The following is a 16,733-nucleotide window of genomic DNA, read 5'->3' as shown; positions in this document are numbered from 1 at the left end:
CGTCTAGGCCCCCCGTCTAACGGCGAGCCATCGCCGGTAGCCGGAAGTAATACCTGTCGCCAGACGGCACCGCAGGGAAGCGCACGGACGTGAATGTCCGGCCACCCCGTCTCTGCGGTGCCGTCGAAACAGTTGTGGACCAGTTGCGCGGCCGATGTGCCGTGTCGCCTCATCAATAACACCAGAAACATAAGTAACATCAGCTGATGTCTCGCACCCGCTCGCCGACGACGATGCTCACCGCCATCGCGGCGACCGTCGTCATCGTGACGTGGGTCGGGCACGCGACGCGCGACCGCCCCGCCGCGGAACCGCCGCGGACCCAGGACACGCAATTCAGCGAGCAGCCCCTGGTCGGCCTGGGTGGCGGCGTCACCGTGCGCGAGCTGAGCCAGCAGACACCGTTCTCCCTGGTCGCGCTCACCGGTGACCTGGCCGGCACCTCGACGCGGGTGCGGGCCAAGCACCCCGACGGCTCGTGGGGGCCGTGGTATCGGACCGAGTACGAGACGGCGGCCCCCGATCCGGTGGCCGGCGGCAGGTCCGGCGAGGACCCGAGCGAAGGGCCGCGCAGCACCGACCCGGTGTTCGTCGGCACCACCACGACGGTGCAGATCGCGGTCACCCGTCCGCTCGACGCCCCGGTGACCCGGCCCCAGGAGGCGGCGAGCCCCCCGGACGACCTCGGCTACCGGCCGGCGTCGCGGGAGCAGCCCTTCGGGCAGAACATCTCCGCGATCCTCATCTCGCCGCCACAGGCGCCCGCCCACACCCAGTGGACGCCGCCGGCCGGAGTCCTGATGCCCGGCCAGGCCCCCGCCATCATCAGTCGGGCGGAATGGGGCGCCGACGAGTCGCTTCGGTGCGGTACCCCGCAGTACGACAACGGCATTCGCGCCGCGGTGGTGCACCACACCGCCGGCAGTAACGACTACTCACCGCTCGAGTCGGCCGGCATCGTCAAGGCGATTTACACCTACCACAGCAAGACGCTGGGCTGGTGCGACATCGCCTACAACGCGCTGGTGGACAAGTACGGCCAGGTGTTCGAGGGCAGCGCCGGCGGCCTCACCAAGGCGGTCGAGGGCTTCCACACCGGCGGGTTCAACCGCAACACCTGGGGCGTGGCGATGATCGGAAACTTCGACGACGTGCCGCCGACGCCGTTGCAGCTCCGCTCCTTGGGCCGACTGCTGGGCTGGCGGCTGGGCATGGACGGCGTCGACCCCCGGGGCACGGTGCAACTGGAGTCCGCCGGCAGCCACTACACCACCTTCGCGGCCGGCACGGTCGCGACGCTGCCCACCATCTTCACCCACCGCGACGTGGGCAACACCGACTGCCCCGGCAACGCGGCGTACGCGCTGATGGACGAAGTACGAGAAATCGCAGCGCATTTCAACGATCCGCCGGAGGAGTTGATCAAGGCGCTGCAGGGCGGCGCGATCTATGACCACTGGCAGGAACTCGGCGGGATGAACAGCGTGCTCGGCGCGCCGACCTCGCCGGAAGACAGCGCGGAAGGCGATGCGCGCTACGTCACTTTCACCAAGGGCGCGATGTACTGGTCTCCGGTCACCGGGCCGCAGCCCGTCACCGGAGCCATCTACGACGCCTGGGCCTCGCTGAGCTACGAGCGCGGCCCGCTGGGGCTGCCGACCAGTGCGGAAATCCAAGAGCCGCTGCAGATCACGCAGAACTTCCAGCACGGCACCCTCAACTACGAGCGGCTCACCGGAAACGTCACCGAGGTCGTCGACGGGATCACCACGCCGCTGTCGACGCAGGCGCCGAGCGGCCCGACCGTGCCGCCCGAACATTTTTCGTTGCCGGCGCACCCCGGCACTTAGCGGGCTCTCGGGCGGGGCACTACTCTGACCTGCTGTGCCCGAGACGCCCCTGTTGACCATGGATCTCGATCGGGTGCGGGTGAACGTCCGGGCGTTGCGGGCCCTGCTGCCCGGCGCGCGGATCCGGTACGCGGTCAAGGCGAACCCGGCCCAGGCGGTGCTGCGCCTGCTCGCCGACGAGGGCGCCGCGTTCGACGTGGCGTCGGTCGGCGAGATCGATGCCTGCGCGTCCGCCGGGGTCGGCGCCCGGCTCTTGAGCTACGGCAATCCCATTCACCACTCGGCGGCCGTGGCCGCGGCGCGCACCCGCGGCGTGCGGCGATTCGCCTTCGACACCGAGCTGGGGTTGACGGCGATCGCCGAGGGCGCCGCCGAAGCGGGCGCGGAATGCCACGTCGAATGCCGGATCGCGCCGGCGTTTCCGTCGTCGGTGACGCCGTTCGCGCACAAGTTCGGCTGCGCCCCCGAGGCGGCGCCGGCGCTGCTCAGGCGGGCGCGGCACCTTGGGCTACGGCCCGACGGCGTCTGCTTCCACGTGGGCTCACAGCAACTCCAGCCCGGCGCGTGGGAGCTGGGAATCCGTTCGGCCGCAGCTATTTTCGATGAACTCGAGGACCTGACGACCCTCAACGTGGGGGGCGGGTTCCCGCTCCCGTACGCGACCGGCGCCCCGCCCCTGGAGGCATTCGCCGACGCGATCCTGTCCGCGCTGGCGCGCCACTTCGGCAGCCGGCAGCCACGCCTGGTCATCGAGCCGGGGCGGGTGCTCGTCGGTTCGGCCGGCACCATCAGCTGCGAGGTGGTATCGGTGCGCGCCGGTACCGACGGCCGGCGCTGGGTGTACCTGGACATCGGCCGCTACGGCGGCCTGGCCGAGACGGAGAACGAGTACATCCGGTACCGGCTGGGCACCGAGCGTGACGCCGACCCGCTTTCGGATGCCGTCGTCGCCGGACCCACCTGCGACGGCGACGACGTGCTCTACCGCAGCTACCCGCTGCCGGTGACGCTGCGGCCCGGCGACCGCGTCCGGATCGAGGACACCGGCGCATACACCGCCAGCTACTCATCGACGGCGTTCAACGGCTTTGCGCCACTGACGACGACGTTTGTCGGCGGTCCCGCCTGCGCGGCGCCGCCGCGGGAGATCACCGAAACGCTCGCGCCCGGGCTCACCCGCAGCTGGCGCGTCTCCGAGGTGATCTGCGAGACCCGCACGCCGTACCAACACGTGGTGATCGGCCGGACCTGCCAGGGCGTGTCCCTGTTCAGCGACGGTGAACGCCAAAGCACCGAACTCAGCCAGCTCGTCTACCACGAGGCCCTCCTGGTGCCGGCGCTGTTGCTGGCCGGGAGGGTCGAACGGGTGCTGGTCATCGGGTCCGGCGAGGGCGTGGTGAGCCAGCTGGCCGTGGCGGCCGGTGCGACGCACGTCGACCACGTCGACATCGACGCCGAGGCGGTCCGGATGTGCGCCCGGCACCTGCCCTACGGCTACGGCGTCGACGAATTGCGTTCGGCCGAAAGGGGACTGGGCCCCGTCACCGTGCACTACTGCGACGGCTGGACCTTCGTCAGCCGCGTCCGGGTGCCCTACGACGTCGTGGTCGTGGACCTGCCCGACGAGCGGGCCGAACCCGCGCAACACAACCGGCTCTACGACGCGGACTTCCTCGAACGGTGCCGCGACATCGCCGGGGTCGCCGGGGTCGTCGTCACCCAGGCCGGCTGTCCGACGCTGTGGCGCAACGGGTCGCTGCGCGGGGCGTGGCGGCGCTTCCGGGACGTCTTCGACGACGTCGTCTATTTCGGCAGCGACGAGCACGAGTGGGCCTTCCTGTCCGGGCTGTCCGCGCGGCGTCCCGACGACCCGGTCGCGGCCATGGCCGCGCGTCTGCCCGCCCTGCGCTACCGGCCCCGCACCATCGACGCCGAGTCGCTGGTGTCGTCCGCCGTCCCGCCCAAGACCCTGCGCCGTTTGCCTGATATGTGGCCCCGGTCACAGTAGGCTGGGGTTTGGGCGGGGGCTTGTCGAGGGGAGGCGGCGGTGTCATTCGTCGTTGCGGCACCGGAATCCATCACCACCGCGGCGGCGGATCTGGGCGGTATCGGCTCGGCCCTCGAGCGGGCCGCGGCAGCGGCCGCGGGCAACACGACCGGCCTCCCCGCCGCGGCCGCCGACGAGGTGTCGATCGCCGTCTCCCGGCTGTTCTCCACGTTCGGCCAAGACTTCACCGCCCTCACCGGCCAGGCGGCGGCGGTCCACGCCGAGTTCGTCAACCTGTTCAACGGCAGTGCGGCGGCATACCTGGGCACCGAGATCGCCAACGCCGAGCAGACCTTGCCGCCCGGGCTGTCGTCGGCCGCGGCCGCCGCCGTTCCGGGCGGTGCCTACGCGCAGCTGCTCGCCAACACGACCGCCAATCTGCAAAGCATCTACAACAATTGGGCCGCCAACCCGTTCCCGTTCCTGCGCCAGATCCTCGCCAACCAGATGGGCTACTGGCAGCAGACCTCGGCGGCGGTCAGCTATGCGATTGAGAACTTCCCCACCCTGGTGGCGGACCTGCCGGCGACCGTGCGGGCCGGCATCCAGGGCCTGCTGGCGCTGGACCCCGCGCTTTTCCTGCAGCAGTTCATCGCCACCCAGGCCGGCTTCGCGCAGACGTTCGCCGTCTCGCTGGCCGACATGGTCGACGGAATCGTCACCGGCCTGCCGGCATTCAATGCCGGAATACAGGTCGCCTTCCAGGCGGTCCTGGCGGGCGATTTCAACGGCGCCGTGGTCGACGTGGCGCAGGCCTTCGCCAATCTCTTGGTCACGGGGGTCGATCCCGGCACCGTGGCTATCACGACCACAGGCAACATCTTTCCGAACGCCAATCTCACCCTTGACATCTCGGCGAATCCCACGCTGGTCGGCCCGCTGGGCGACCTGTTCACCATGATGGGCATCCCCGGGCAGGAGGCGCAGTACTTCACCAATCTGCTGCCCGCGGGCTCGATTCCCCGGCAGATGTCGCAGAACCTCACCAACGTGCTCACCGCGCTGAGCATTCCGAGCATCTCGGCGGACGTCTCGGTCCCGCTGTTCAATCCCCCGGCCGTTCAATACGACGCGTTCTTCGGTCTGCCGCTGGTGATCACCTACGCGATGGCGGGCGCCCCGATCTCCGCCCTCAACGGCCTGGCGGCCAGCGCGACGGCGGTGCAGCAGGCCCTGCTGGCCGGCAACGCAGTGGGGGCGCTCGGGGCACTCGGCGACGCGCCCGCCCTGATGATGAACGGCTTCCTCAACAGCGACACGCTGATCGACGTGCCGTTCGCGCTGCCGACCGGTCTCCCGTCGCCCCTGCCCACCACGGTGTCGATCGTGCTGCACCTGCCGTTCGACGGGATATTGGTTGCGCCGCATCCCCTTACGGCGACGGTGAATGTGCCGGGCTTCGAGTTTCTGGGCTTCCCCACCAACGTCACCATCGGCGGCACGCCGTTCATGGGGCTGGTGCCGATGTTGGTCGACTACCTGCCCGAACAGCTCGCGCTCGCGATCACGCCCGCCGCGTAGCCGGCGCGGCTACAAGATCGCGACGGCCACCACCAGGCCCAGGGCGAACTGCGCCGAGGCCACCAGCAGCGCCTCGTGGTTGAACCCGTCGGCCGCGAACAGCGCGTCCATGTCGATCCCGATCACCAGGGTGGCGATCCGCATCATCACCACCTGGGCGACGATCCCCACCAGCCCGAAGATCGCCGAGCCCACCAGGCCTTCCAGCAGCTTGCCCGACGACGCGTAGATCGCCAGCACCACGATCAGCGCCATGCTGACCATGCCGGCGGCCGACACGATGATCGCGTTCGGCTTCCCGGCGTCGACCATCTTGCGCAGCGGTCCGGGCGTGGTGAGGTCGATGGCGTAGAACCCGATCAGCATGAGCACCAGGCCCACAACCGCGTACAACAGGATCGCGCCGGCGCCGCGGCCGAGCACGTTGAGGTAGCCGGCGTCCCAGTAACCTGAATTCAGTGCCACGATGCTAGCGGTCATCGGTGATCAACTCCGTTCGGTTTGGCTGAAGGTTCATTTCTGCGGAATCCGGTGCGGCACAAAGGCTGCGCCGTCGTCGGTGATCAGGCCGGCCGTCTCGCGGATACCCAGCCCGGCCGACGAGTCGCCGACGACCCACGCACCCAGCGCGGGGCGCATGTCGTCGAATTCGGGCAGCGGGTCCAGCAATTGGTAGACGAAGCCCTCCTCGCCGTACACCCCGCCGGTGGCGGTCTGGATGCCGGCCCCGACGACGGTGATGTTGGCCCCCTCGCGGCCGAGCTTGGGCTTGCGGACGTACTCGGTGAGCTCGTGCGGGTCGTCGACGTAGGCCGGCAGCAGGTTCGGGTGACCGGGGTACATCTCCCACAGCACGGCCAGGATCGCCTTGTTGGACAGCAGCGTCTTCCACAGCGGTTCGAACCACGCCGTCTGCGGCAGGGTCGCCACCGCGTACTTGCCGAACTCGTCGTCGAGCACCCACTCCCACGGGTGCAGTTTGAAGATCGCGTTGATCCGGCTCTCTTCCAGGTCGACGAACCGCTGCAGCGCGGCGTCCCAGCCGATGTCCTCGATCGCCAGGCCGACGGTGTCGAATCCCGCCTCGGCCGCCGTCTCCTGCATGTAGGTGGTCGTGATCTGGTCCTCGCCACTCGCCTCCGCGCCGGACCAGGTGAAGTGAAGTTCGTTGCCGGGCAACAGGTCCCGGATTTCCTTCCAGCGATCCACCAACTGCTCGTGCAGCGAGTTCCACTGGTCGTCGTCGGGGTAGGTGTCCTTGAGCCAGTACCACTGCAGGATCGACGCCTCGAGTAGCGTGGTTGGGGTGTCGGCGTTGTACTCCAGCAGCACCGCGGGGCGCCGCCCGTCGTAGCGAAGGTCGAAACGCCCGTACACGTGCGGATCGGAGCGCCGCCACGATTCGGCGATGGCGGGCCAACTCCATTCCGGCAGGCCGAAATCCGCGTACCTCTCCATCAGCACGACCTGCTCGACGGCGTTCAGACACATCGAGTGCAGCAGCTCGACGTCGGCCTCCAGCGCCAGGATCTCGTCCATCTCGAACTCGTAATAGACCGACTCGTCCCAGTACGGTCGGTCGGCTCCCCTCGCGTCGCGCGCCGGCGTCCCGTACACCAGGCCCTGGGCTTCGACGGTGGATCGCCAGTTGGGCCGCGGCTTGCGCCGGGCCCGCTTCACGAACCGCCGCCCTTCCCGATGCCGCCACCCTTGCTGCCACCGCCGAACTTGCTGCCGAAGCCGCCGCGCTGAATTGTGCTGCCGGACTTGGTCTTGATCGTCGCGCCCTGGGGAGCTTGGGTCGTGCCCCCGATCGGCGGCGAACCGATGGTTCCCGAACTGCCGTAGTAGTAACGGTATTGGTGGCCGCCGAAGAAGAAGAAGCCGTTCATTCCCGCGGTGTTGCCGGTGCAGTAGCTGTCCGGCACGATCACCGGCTGGCCGTTGGGGTCGTCGCGGACGCATTGCGCGGTGACGGTGCTCGGCGACAAAGCCCAGTACCCCAGCCCGGCGACGACGCCCACCACCCCGACCGCGGCGGCGCCGCCGATCAACCGGCGGTTCCGCTTCGTGCGCTTGGCCTCGGCGGCGAGCCGCGCCTCCTCGATCTCGCGTTGCTTGTCTTCGTACTTCTTGCGGGCCCGCAACTCGGCGGGCTTGGGCGGCCGCGGCCGAGAGGTCTCCGCGTCCTGATAGCGGACGCTGCCCCGGGACGGGAACTCGCCCGCGTCCTGCTGTTCGGATTCCTCGGTCGGCGCGGTCCCGGCGTCCTCGACGTCATCGGCGTCGTCGGGGGCCTGCCCGGGCTCGTCGCGTCCGGCCGGCCGATCTTCGTCAGACACCACTGGCGTCCCGACGGTGAACGCGGTGTGCGGGTCCGAGCGCAGGCACGCGGGCAGTCTGTCATATCGCGCGCGGCGGCGTCAGCCGCGACGAGGCTAGAGCCACCAGCGTTCCAGCACCCGCGCGACCCCGTCGTCGCTGTTGGGCGAGGTGACCTCGTCGGCGGCGGCCATCACCTCGGGGTGTGCGTTGCCCATCGCCACGCCATGGCCGGCCCACAGCAGCATCGGGATGTCGTTGGGCATGTCGCCGAACGCCATCACCTCGTCGCTGACGATCCCGAGCGGCCTGGCGATCTCCTCCACACCGGTGGCCTTGCTGGTGCCCAGCGGCGTGATCTCGACCAGCCCGTTGTCGGTGGAATACGTAATGTCGCCCTCGATCCCGATGTGCTTGGCCAGCTCGGCGGCCATGTCCGCGCTGCGGGCACCGGCCTGGCGGATCAGCAGCTTGATTGCGGGCGCGCTGAGCAGGTCATCGATCGACACCTCGGTGTTGTCGGGGTTCAGCCACGCGTGCTCGTAGCCGGGCGAGCTGATGAACTGCGGGGTCGCAGTGTCGTGGGCGCGTTCGCCGATCCGTTCCACGGCCAGCCCCGCGCCCGGGATCACGCGCGCCGCCAGTTCGGCCAACTCGGCCAGCGTGTCGACGGCCAGCGTGCGCGTGGACACCACCCGGTCGGTCGCGGAGTCGTAGACGACGGCGCCGTTGGCGCACACGGCCATCGGTGCGAAGCCGAGCGCATCCACGACCGGGCGTATCCACCGCGGAGGGCGCCCGGTCGCCAGGACGAACCGGGCACCGCCGGCGACGGCGGCCCGGACCGCGTCGCGCGTGCGCGGGGTGATGGTCTCGTCGTCGTCGAACAACGTCCCGTCGACGTCGCAGGCGATCAGGGCGGGCTTAATCATGTGGGGTCATATTGGACCACGGGATCGTCGAGACGGCTCGCCGTGGCCGCCGTCGTCAATGCAAACCGCTTCGGCGCTGCCCGGGCCGCGTCACCCCGTCGGTGCCATACCTCTTGGCCCGCTCCTGCAGCTCGGCCAACCGGAGCGCCCGGGAGTCGTCCTGGGTCGGCGCGGAACCCCCCAGCCGCTGCGGCACCCAGTACTCCCCCGGCGGGTGCGGATACTCCTCCTGCACCCGGTAGAGCATCGCCTTCATGGCCTCCCGCAGTTGCGCGTTGAGCTGCTCGGGGGTTCCCGTCGGCGGCAGCGGCCGGCCGACGGCCACCGTGATCGGGACCTTGTTGCGAAACACCTTCTTGGGATGGTCTTTCGGCCAGATCCGGTGCGCGCCCCAGACGATCAGGGGAATCAGCGGCACCCGGGCCTCGAGCGCCATCCGCGCGGCCCCGGTCCTGAACTCCCGGAGTTCGAAGCTGCGGCTGATCGTGGCCTCGGGATGCATGCCGATCAGCTCGCCCTCCCGCAAACGCTGCACCGCCACGTCGAACGCGTCGTGTCCGGCGCGACGGTCCACCGGGATCAGCCGGGCGTGGTTGATCACGTAGTTGACCGCCTTCACGTCGGCCATCTCGGCCTTGATCATGAAGTAGGCGCGCCGGCCCCGCTCCCGGACGGCGAACAGCGGCGGCAGCCAGTCCAGGTAGCTGGTGTGGTTCTGGGCCAGGATCGCACCGCCGCTTGCGGGGATGTTCTCGAGTCCCTCGAACGTGAACTTGGTGCCCTGCATCGCCACCATGGGCGGGACGATCCATTCGCACAACCGGTAGAACCCCTCGGGCATGCCTCCTCCTTCACTACCGCGACGGGTGCGCGCTGCGATTCGCGGCCCGCACGGCGGCCTCCTCGGCCTCCAGCCGGGCTGCGTCGGACGGCGTCGGCGCCCCGCCACCCAACCGCTGCGGCACCCACCACGCTCCGGGCTCGTGCGGGTAGTCCTGCTGCGCCCGATGCAGCAGCATGGTCATCGACTCACGCAGCGCGGCGTCGGTGTCCGCCACGTCGTTGACCGGGTGCAACGGCGCACCCACCTGCACGATAATCAATATCTTAGTGCGCCCTAATTTCCGCGGGTGATCCTTGGTCCAGATCCGCTGCGCACCCCAGACGATCACCGGAACGATCGGCACCCCCGCTTCGATGGCCATCCGCGCCGCGCCCGTCTTGAACTCCTTCAACTCGAAGCTGCGGCTGATGGTGGCCTCGGGGTAGACGCCGACGAGCTCTCCCTCCCGCAGCCTCTGGACGGCCACCGAGTAGGCGCCCGCACCGGCGCCCCGGTCCACGGGAATGGCGCGGGTCTGCTTGATCAGGAAGTCGACCGCCCACACCCGCTGCATCTCGGCCTTGATCATGAACCGCAGCCGGCGGCGCCGGCGATGCACCGCGAGCGCGGCCGGCAGAAAGTCGACGTAGCCGGTGTGGTTGATGGCGATCACGGCGCCGCCCCGGCCGGGGATGTTCTCCACCCCGCGGAAGGTGATCCGCGTTCCGGTGGCCCGGACACTGAGCTTCGTCAGGATCTCCAGGGCGCGGAAGGTCGGCTCCACCATGGGCCCGCCTAGTCCGGCGACCCCGCGGACTGGGCGCGGCGCGCGGCCCGTACGGCCGCCTCCTCCGCGTCCATGCGGGCCGCCTCGGCCAACGACGGGGCGCCGCCGCCCAGCCGGCGCGGCACCCAGAACTCGCCGGCGGGATGGGGCCCGTATAGCTCCTGCGCCCGTGCCAGCAGCTGCTGCATCCGCGAATGCAGCAGCGCGTTGAGTTCGGCGGTGCCGAGCGTCGGGGCGATCGGTTCGCCGACGACCACCACGACCGGCACCTTCGGGCGGAACAGCCTCTTGGGGTGGCCCTTGGTCCAGATCCGCTGCGCGCCCCAGACGATCACCGGGACGATCGGGACGCCCGCCTCCACCGCCATCCGCGCCGCCCCGCTCTTGAACTCCTTGATCTCGAAGCTGCGGCTGATCGTGGCCTCGGGGTAGACGCCGACGAGCTCGCCGTCCTTCAGGTTCCGGACGGCCTCCTCGTAGGACGCGGCGCCGTCCTGCCGGTTCACCGAGATGTGCCGCAGGCTGCGCATGATCGGCCCGGTGATCTTGTGGTCGAACACCTCCTGCTTGGCCATGAAGCGCACCTTCCGGCCCAGGCCCTGCTCGTAGACGGGCAGCCCGGCGAAGGTGAAGTCGAGGTAGCCGGTGTGGTTGATGGCGATGACCGCGCCGCCGGTTTTCGGCACGTTTTCCACGCCGGTCACGGTCAGCTTCAGGCCCTGGATGCGCCAGACGAGACGCGTGAGCTGGATGACAGTCCCGTACACCGGTTCCACGGGGATCAAGCGTAGTGCGCCCGGCTGTGAGCCACCCCGGTTGTCGGCGGCGCCGGCGGGCCCGGCCCGCGGCGCTGCCGCCGGCGATGCGCCGTCGCGCGCTAAGCTCGGGGGCTAAAAGGCCCGCATCCTCGGGCGTCTCCGTCAGCTCTCCGAAAGGCATGTGTGCAGGTCACCAGCGTCGGCCACGCCGGATTTCTGATCGAGACCCACGCGGGCAGCATCCTTTGCGACCCGTGGGTCAATCCCGCGTACTTCGCTTCCTGGTTCCCGTTCCCGGACAACAGCACGCTGGACTGGGACGCCCTGGGCGCCTGCGACTACCTGTACGTCTCACACCTGCACAAGGACCATTTCGACCCCAAGAACCTGGCCGAGCACGTCAACAAGGACGCGGTCGTCCTGCTGCCGGACTTTCCCGTGCCCGATCTTCGGGGGGAACTGGAAAAGCTCGGGTTCCACCGGTTCTTCGAGACGGCCAATTCGGTCAAGCACCGGGTCAGCGGCCCGAAGGGCGAACTGGACGTCATGATCATCGCCATGCGGGCGCCCGCCGACGGCCCGATCGGCGACTCGGCGCTGGCGATTTCCGACGGCGCGACGACCGTCTTCAACATGAACGATGCCCGCCCGGTCGACCTCGACGTGCTGGCGAGCGAGTTCGGCCGCGTCGACGTGCACATGCTGCAGTACTCCGGGGCCATCTGGTACCCGATGGTCTACGACATGCCGGCCCGCGCGAAGGAATCCTTCGGCGTGCAAAAGCGGCAGCGGCAGATGGACCGGGCCCGCCAGTACATCGCTCAGGTCGGTGCGCCGTGGGTGATCCCCTCCGCGGGGCCGCCGTGCTTCCTGGATCCCGAACTGCGCCACCTCAACGACGACCACGGCGACCCGGCCAACATCTTCCCCGACCAGGTGGTGTTCCTGGAACAGATGCGGTCCCACGGCCACGACGGCGGCCTGCTGATGATGCCCGGATCGACCGCGGACTTCTCCGGCGCGACCCTGAACTCGCTCCGCCATCCGCTGCCCGAGGAACTTCTCGAGTCGATCTTCACCACCGGCAAGTCTGCCTACATCGCCGAGTACGCCGAACGGATGGCGCCCGCCGTCGCCGCGGAGCGCGCCGGCTGGGCGCCGGCCACCGGCGAACCGCTGCTGGAACCGCTGCGGGCGCTGTTCGAGCCGATCATGCTGCAAAGCGACGAGATCTGCGACGGTATCGGCTATCCCGTCGAACTGGTCATCGGGCCCGAGACCGTGATCCTCGACTTCCCGAAAAGGGCTGTGCGCGAACGCGTTCCCGATGAGAAGATCCGCTACGGCTTCGCGATCGCGCCGGAACTGGTCCGCACCGTGCTGCGCGACCGCGAGCCGGACTGGGTCAATACCATCTTCCTGTCCACCCGGTTCACGGCGTGGCGGGGGGGGGGCTACAACGAGTATCTGTACACCTTCTTCAAGTGCCTGACCGACGAACGCATCGCCTACGCCGACGGCTGGTTCGCCGAGACCCACGACGACTCCACCTCGATCACGTTGGACGGCTGGCACATTCAGCGGCGCTGCCCGCATCTGAAGGCCGACCTGTCGAAATTCGGTGTGGTGGAAGACGGCACGTTGACCTGCAACCTGCACGGGTGGCAGTGGCGCCTGAGCGACGGGCACTGCCTGACCGCGAAGGGTCACCCGCTGCGAAGCTCGCGGCCGTGAGCGACCGCTCTCACCGTTCCTACGATGACGGCCTGATCCAGCTGGACCGCGCGGCGATCACGCTGCGGCGCTACCACTTTCCGTCGGGCACGTCGAAGGTGATCCCGCTGGACAGCGTCCGGGGCTACCAGGCCGAGGGGCTCGGCCTGTTCACCCAGCGCTTCCGTATCTGGGGCAGCTCGGACCTGCGCCGGTGGCTTCCGCTGGACCTGCGGCGCCCCCTGAAGTCGACGCTGATCACGTTGGACGTGCCGGGCACCTGGCCGAGCCCGGCGCTCACCCCGGAGCGCCCCGACGAGTTCACCGCGCTGCTCGACGACCTGCTAGGTCAGCGCGGTTAGCGACGCCTGCGACGGCGCGACGGCGTGGTTGTGCCCGCCGGCGGCGGCGCGGGCGTACACCGACCTCATCGCCTCGATGTAGCGGGCAACGGACTCGCCGGCGACCGGGTTGTCCGGGAACAGCACCGAAACCGTGGTTTCGGTCTGCAGCCTGGTCACCCACAGCGACACCTGATGGGAAACCCTGCCCTCGTCGTAGACCCGGAAGTTCAGATCGGAGTTGGCCACCGCGGACAGCGGTGCGATGCTCGCGTCCAGGAAGGACATCACGAAGTTGCCGGGACGCGGTCTGCCGAGGCCCGCCTCGGGCGGCGCCAACTCCAGCACGCGATCGAACGGCACGGCCGCCAGCTCGATGCCCGAGTCGAAGGCGTCTTGCGCGCAGCGCGCGGCGTCGGCGAACGCGTCGGTGTCGGCCACGGTGATCGGCACCAGGCCGGTGAACCAGCCCGTCGTCACCAGATCGGTTGGGGTTCTTCGGGTGTCGGTCGTGGTCACCACGGAAAAGCTTGGCTCACCGGTCAATTGGCGTTCGATGAGGGCCGCGCAGCCAAAGACGCCGCCGCTGAACCGGGCGCCCGCCGCAACACAGGCGACTTCGAATCGGTCGGTCTGCCGCTCGTCCATCAGCGTCGCGATGACGAGTTTGCCGGCGTAGGGGACCGACAGGTCACCGAGCGGCAGCGGGAAGTACGGCAGGGTCCCGCCGTTGCGGGCGGCGAACTCGGTCCAGCCGCGCACCGCCGGGGAGTCGGCCGTCAAAGCGGCCAACTCTTCGCGCTGGCGGATGCAGTAATCGGCGTAGCTGCCCGCCGGCGGCAGCGCGACCGGCGGGGCGCCGCCCACCAGGGCGGTGTACATCAAATGGATCTCCCGGAACAGCACGCCGACGATCATGGGGTCGACACACAGATGGGCGATGCTGGCGTAGAAGGCGAACCGGCCCTTGCTCTGCACCACCCCGAAGTAGAAGCAATCCCACTGCAGCGGGTGCGGCGTCGAGATGTGATCCCGCAACTCCTCCGGTGTCATCTCCCCGTGCTGGACGGGAACGACCTCGATGTCGGCGGGATCGGTGATGGTGTGGCGGACGATCTTGTCGCCGTCCGGGCACTCGAACCAGCTGTGGTAGGTGTCGTGCCGGCGAAGGTGGGCGTTGATCGCGTAATTCATGGCGCGAACGTCGCACCGCCCGGGCAGATCCCAGGTGAAGATCATCAACCGCGACATGTCCAGGCCCCGCGCCACGTGGTCGCTGAAGCGCCGAAGGTGTTGGGCCTGCTGATAGCTGGGGGGCACCGGGCTGACGGGCGCCCGCCGCGCTTTTGCCTCCGAAGCGGGTGACGCGTGCCAACAGATCACGCGGCCCGGATCCGGCCTCCAGTCCTCGAGCGTCCTTATGCCAAACACTGGTGCTTCTTCCTCCCGCCGGTTGGCGACGATATCATCTCGCCGTCTTTGGCACCGTCGGCGTTGTCGCAGCGGAGCCGGAACCAAGCGGTGAGCATGGCGGTACCTACAGCCGGACGCTTGCTGCCTTCGGGGACTTCGCAGCCGCAAGTGGTGCTGCGAATGCCTCAGTTTACCCGGTGCCCTTGGCGGCCGCATGACGCAGCCGTGTGTTGAGGCACCCTCATAAGTTCCACACAGGAACCCGTCCCGGCAGTTCCCGGGCGCAGGGGCCTGCATTCCGGTACGGTCACCCAGCATGTGGAGCACCGTGCTGATACTGGCGGGCTCGGTGATCTTCGAACCGATCCGGCTGGGATTGGTCATTCTGCTGCTGAACAGGCGTCGGCCGCTGTTGCAGCTGTTTGTGTTCTTGTGCGGCGGTCTCACGATGGGTCTGGGTGTGGGTCTGGTCGTGCTTTTCGCGCTCCGGGCCACGCCCGTGATCGGGCACCTGACCGTCGCGGAGGTCCAAGTCGGCTGTGGGCTGATCGCTTTGCTCATCGCGGTGGTGTTGCCGGCGAACATCGTGGCGCGCAAGGCCGTTCCCGGGGTCCCGGCCGCCGGGGCCGGCGCCGTTGCCGTGCTGGAACGGCCCTCCGGCGGCGTGCAGCGGCTCGCCGAACGCGCGCGGAGCCGTTTGCAGGGCGACGCGCTGCACGTCGCCGCGATCAGCGGGCTGGCGGCGGCCCTGCCATCCGCTAACTACCTGGGTTCGATGGCCGCCATCCTGGCATCCCACGCCGCACCGCTCACGCAGGTCCAGGCCCTGCTGGCCTTCAACCTGGTGGCGTTCACGGTGGCCGAGCTTCCGCTGGTCGGCTACCTGGCCGCGCCGCAGCGGACCCGCGCGCTCACGGCCGCGCTGCAGGCCTGGCTTCGCTCACCCCCCCGCCGCGACGCCGCAGCCCTGGTTGCCACCGGCGGGTGCTTCATGCTCGCGCTCGGACTGAGCCACCTATGAGGCGGCGAAAGTTTGCGATGTCGGCAAACCGGGGCCGCGGCGACGGTAGCATCCTTGCTGTACGCCGGTCGTTTCCCGGGGAGGGCAGCTTGTGAGTAGATGGTTTGCCCACACGGTCGCGGCTGGAATGCTCACGAGCGCAGCGGTTTTCGGTGGCGGCGCCGCGACGGCCGACACCGCGCTGATCGTTCCGGGCACCGCGCCGTCGCCCTACGGGCCGCTGAGGTCGCTGTATCACTTCAAGCCCTCGATGCAGCCCGAAATCGACGCCAACTACTACAGTCCCGACGCGGTCCGGCGGGTGGTCCCCTATCCGGGGAGCTTCTGGCCGGTCACTGGCCTGAATTCGCCGACCGTGAACAGCTCCGTGAACACCGGGACCAGCAACCTCGACGCGGCGATCCGCAGCACCAGCGGGCCGATCTCCGTGGCCGGACTGTCGCAAGGGACGTTGGCGCTGGACCGCGAGCAGGCGCGGCTGGCGATGGACCCGAGCGCTCCGCCGTCGGACCGGCTGACGTTCATCAAGGCCGGTGACCCCAACAACCTCCTCTCCAAGGCGTTCGGGCCGGGCACCCACGTGCCGATCATCGATTACACGGTCCCGCCCCCGGTCGAGAGCCAATACCGGACGATCAACATCGTGGGCCAGTACGACCCCTTCTCCGACCCGCCCAATCACCCGGGGAACCTGCTCGCCGACCTGAACGCGATTCTCGCGGCGGGGTATTACGGCCACAGCGCCACCGCGTTCTCCGACCCGGCCCGCGTCGCCCCCTGGGACATCACGACGACCACCAACAGCCTGGGCGGCACCACGACGACATATTTCATCCGCAACGCCGAGCTGCCGCTGGCCCGCGCGCTCGTGGACCTGGCGAGCTTGCCGCCCGAGGAGGCCGGGCGCGTCGACGCGACGTTGCGGCCGTTGATCGATCGGGCCTATGACCCGGGGCCCGCGCACAACCCGGTTCAGCTCATCAACGGCGTGGCCCACATCCCGTCCATCTCGCCGGCGATCGGCGTGCCGATCCAGGCCACCATGGCCGGCGTCAACGCGACCACCAGCGCTGTCACCGTCGCCAACGTCGCCCGAGATGCGCTGCCCGCCAGCGCGGCCGGCCCTAAGATCGGCCCGAAACTTATCCCGGGCCATGGCCTGCTGCCGACCGTCGTTCGGCTGCTACTCAAGGGCAAGTGAGCCG

15 protein-coding genes are annotated in these 16,733 nt (G+C 69.2%); 7 read left to right on the top strand and 8 right to left on the bottom strand.

From position 1 onward, the window contains the following. Window positions 1-206 precede the first annotated feature (206 nt). From BN971_RS10480 to BN971_RS10465, 3 genes are read left to right on the top strand one after another with little or no spacing between them, the layout of a single operon-like run. Entirely contained in the window at window positions 207-1,850 is a 1,644-nt protein-coding gene (locus BN971_RS10480; protein WP_211279848.1) for an LGFP repeat-containing protein, read from the top strand. Between the two features lie 34 nt (window positions 1,851-1,884). After that, window positions 1,885-3,858 carry a spermine/spermidine synthase domain-containing protein gene (locus BN971_RS25725; protein WP_245837093.1) on the top strand — a complete coding sequence of 658 codons (1,974 nt, stop codon included), beginning with the start codon at window positions 1,885-1,887 and terminating at the stop codon, window positions 3,856-3,858. Between the two features lie 39 nt (window positions 3,859-3,897). Beyond that, window positions 3,898-5,418: a PE family protein gene (locus tag BN971_RS10465; protein WP_085183412.1), complete on the top strand. Its 1,521-nt coding sequence runs from the start codon at window positions 3,898-3,900 to the stop codon at window positions 5,416-5,418. 9 nt (window positions 5,419-5,427) lie between these two features. Here the strand turns inward: BN971_RS10465 and BN971_RS10460 are convergent, their stop codons facing one another. The 7 genes from BN971_RS10460 to BN971_RS10430 form a co-directional block, all read right to left on the bottom strand. Further along, a complete protein-coding gene (locus tag BN971_RS10460) occupies window positions 5,428-5,898 on the bottom strand; it encodes a DUF350 domain-containing protein (protein ID WP_085183413.1) in 471 nt (156 codons plus the stop codon). A 33-nt stretch (window positions 5,899-5,931) separates the two neighbouring features. Further along, on the bottom strand, window positions 5,932-7,098 hold the full coding sequence (locus BN971_RS10455; protein WP_085183414.1) for a glutathionylspermidine synthase family protein: 1,167 nt from the start codon (window positions 7,096-7,098) through the stop codon (window positions 5,932-5,934). Beyond that, entirely contained in the window at window positions 7,095-7,760 is a 666-nt protein-coding gene (locus BN971_RS10450) for a hypothetical protein (protein WP_245837094.1), read from the bottom strand. Before BN971_RS10450 ends, BN971_RS10455 begins: the two co-directional genes overlap by 4 nt. 96 nt (window positions 7,761-7,856) lie before the next feature. After that, a complete protein-coding gene (locus tag BN971_RS10445) occupies window positions 7,857-8,672 on the bottom strand; it encodes a Cof-type HAD-IIB family hydrolase (RefSeq protein ID WP_085183417.1) in 816 nt (271 codons plus the stop codon). Between the two features lie 55 nt (window positions 8,673-8,727). Further along, window positions 8,728-9,513: a lysophospholipid acyltransferase family protein gene (locus BN971_RS10440; protein WP_085183418.1), complete on the bottom strand. Its 786-nt coding sequence runs from the start codon at window positions 9,511-9,513 to the stop codon at window positions 8,728-8,730. Between the two features lie 13 nt (window positions 9,514-9,526). Then, window positions 9,527-10,282, bottom strand: a complete 756-nt coding sequence (locus tag BN971_RS10435) for a lysophospholipid acyltransferase family protein (protein WP_085183419.1) — start codon at window positions 10,280-10,282, stop codon at window positions 9,527-9,529. Between the two features lie 8 nt (window positions 10,283-10,290). Continuing rightward, the gene (locus BN971_RS10430) at window positions 10,291-11,058 is read right to left on the bottom strand and encodes a lysophospholipid acyltransferase family protein (protein ID WP_085183420.1); all 768 of its coding nucleotides are present in this window, start codon (window positions 11,056-11,058) and stop codon (window positions 10,291-10,293) included. Between the two features lie 165 nt (window positions 11,059-11,223). On the opposite strand from BN971_RS10430, the gene BN971_RS10425 reads away from it, so the two are divergent. Beyond that, window positions 11,224-12,774, top strand: a complete 1,551-nt coding sequence (locus tag BN971_RS10425) for an MBL fold metallo-hydrolase (RefSeq protein ID WP_090350079.1) — start codon at window positions 11,224-11,226, stop codon at window positions 12,772-12,774. Further along, the gene (locus tag BN971_RS10420) at window positions 12,771-13,115 is read left to right on the top strand and encodes a hypothetical protein (RefSeq protein WP_085183422.1); all 345 of its coding nucleotides are present in this window, start codon (window positions 12,771-12,773) and stop codon (window positions 13,113-13,115) included. The genes BN971_RS10425 and BN971_RS10420 overlap by 4 nt, the downstream gene beginning before the upstream one ends. On the opposite strand, the gene BN971_RS10415 is transcribed toward BN971_RS10420, so the two are convergent. Then, window positions 13,098-14,525 carry a condensation domain-containing protein gene (locus tag BN971_RS10415; RefSeq protein ID WP_085183423.1) on the bottom strand — a complete coding sequence of 476 codons (1,428 nt, stop codon included), beginning with the start codon at window positions 14,523-14,525 and terminating at the stop codon, window positions 13,098-13,100. The genes BN971_RS10420 and BN971_RS10415 overlap by 18 nt on opposite strands. A 298-nt stretch (window positions 14,526-14,823) precedes the next feature. Here BN971_RS10415 and BN971_RS10410 point away from each other — a divergent pair, with 298 nt between their 5' ends. Further along, window positions 14,824-15,528, top strand: coding sequence for a GAP family protein (locus tag BN971_RS10410; RefSeq protein ID WP_090350077.1), 705 nt, complete (start codon window positions 14,824-14,826; stop codon window positions 15,526-15,528). A 127-nt stretch (window positions 15,529-15,655) separates the two neighbouring features. Then, window positions 15,656-16,729 carry a PE-PPE domain-containing protein gene (locus BN971_RS10405; RefSeq protein ID WP_085183425.1) on the top strand — a complete coding sequence of 358 codons (1,074 nt, stop codon included), beginning with the start codon at window positions 15,656-15,658 and terminating at the stop codon, window positions 16,727-16,729. Window positions 16,730-16,733 lie beyond the last annotated feature (4 nt).

The sequence above is a fragment of the Mycobacterium bohemicum DSM 44277 genome (assembly GCF_001053185.1).
Lineage (GTDB): Bacteria > Actinomycetota > Actinomycetes > Mycobacteriales > Mycobacteriaceae > Mycobacterium > Mycobacterium bohemicum.
Note: the sequence above shows the minus strand (reverse complement) of the source record. Positions and strands in the feature narration are given on the sequence as shown.

Coding starts and splice junctions, on each gene's coding strand:
- BN971_RS10480 (WP_211279848.1), top strand. CDS start 207: ATGTCTCGCACCCGCTCGCCGACGACGATGCTCACCGCCATCGCGGCG.
- BN971_RS10460 (WP_085183413.1), bottom strand. CDS start 5,898: ATGACCGCTAGCATCGTGGCACTGAATTCAGGTTACTGGGACGCCGGC.
- BN971_RS10445 (WP_085183417.1), bottom strand. CDS start 8,672: ATGATTAAGCCCGCCCTGATCGCCTGCGACGTCGACGGGACGTTGTTC.
- BN971_RS10440 (WP_085183418.1), bottom strand. CDS start 9,513: ATGCCCGAGGGGTTCTACCGGTTGTGCGAATGGATCGTCCCGCCCATG.
- BN971_RS10435 (WP_085183419.1), bottom strand. CDS start 10,282: ATGGTGGAGCCGACCTTCCGCGCCCTGGAGATCCTGACGAAGCTCAGT.
- BN971_RS10410 (WP_090350077.1), top strand. CDS start 14,824: ATGTGGAGCACCGTGCTGATACTGGCGGGCTCGGTGATCTTCGAACCG.
- BN971_RS10405 (WP_085183425.1), top strand. CDS start 15,656: ATGCTCACGAGCGCAGCGGTTTTCGGTGGCGGCGCCGCGACGGCCGAC.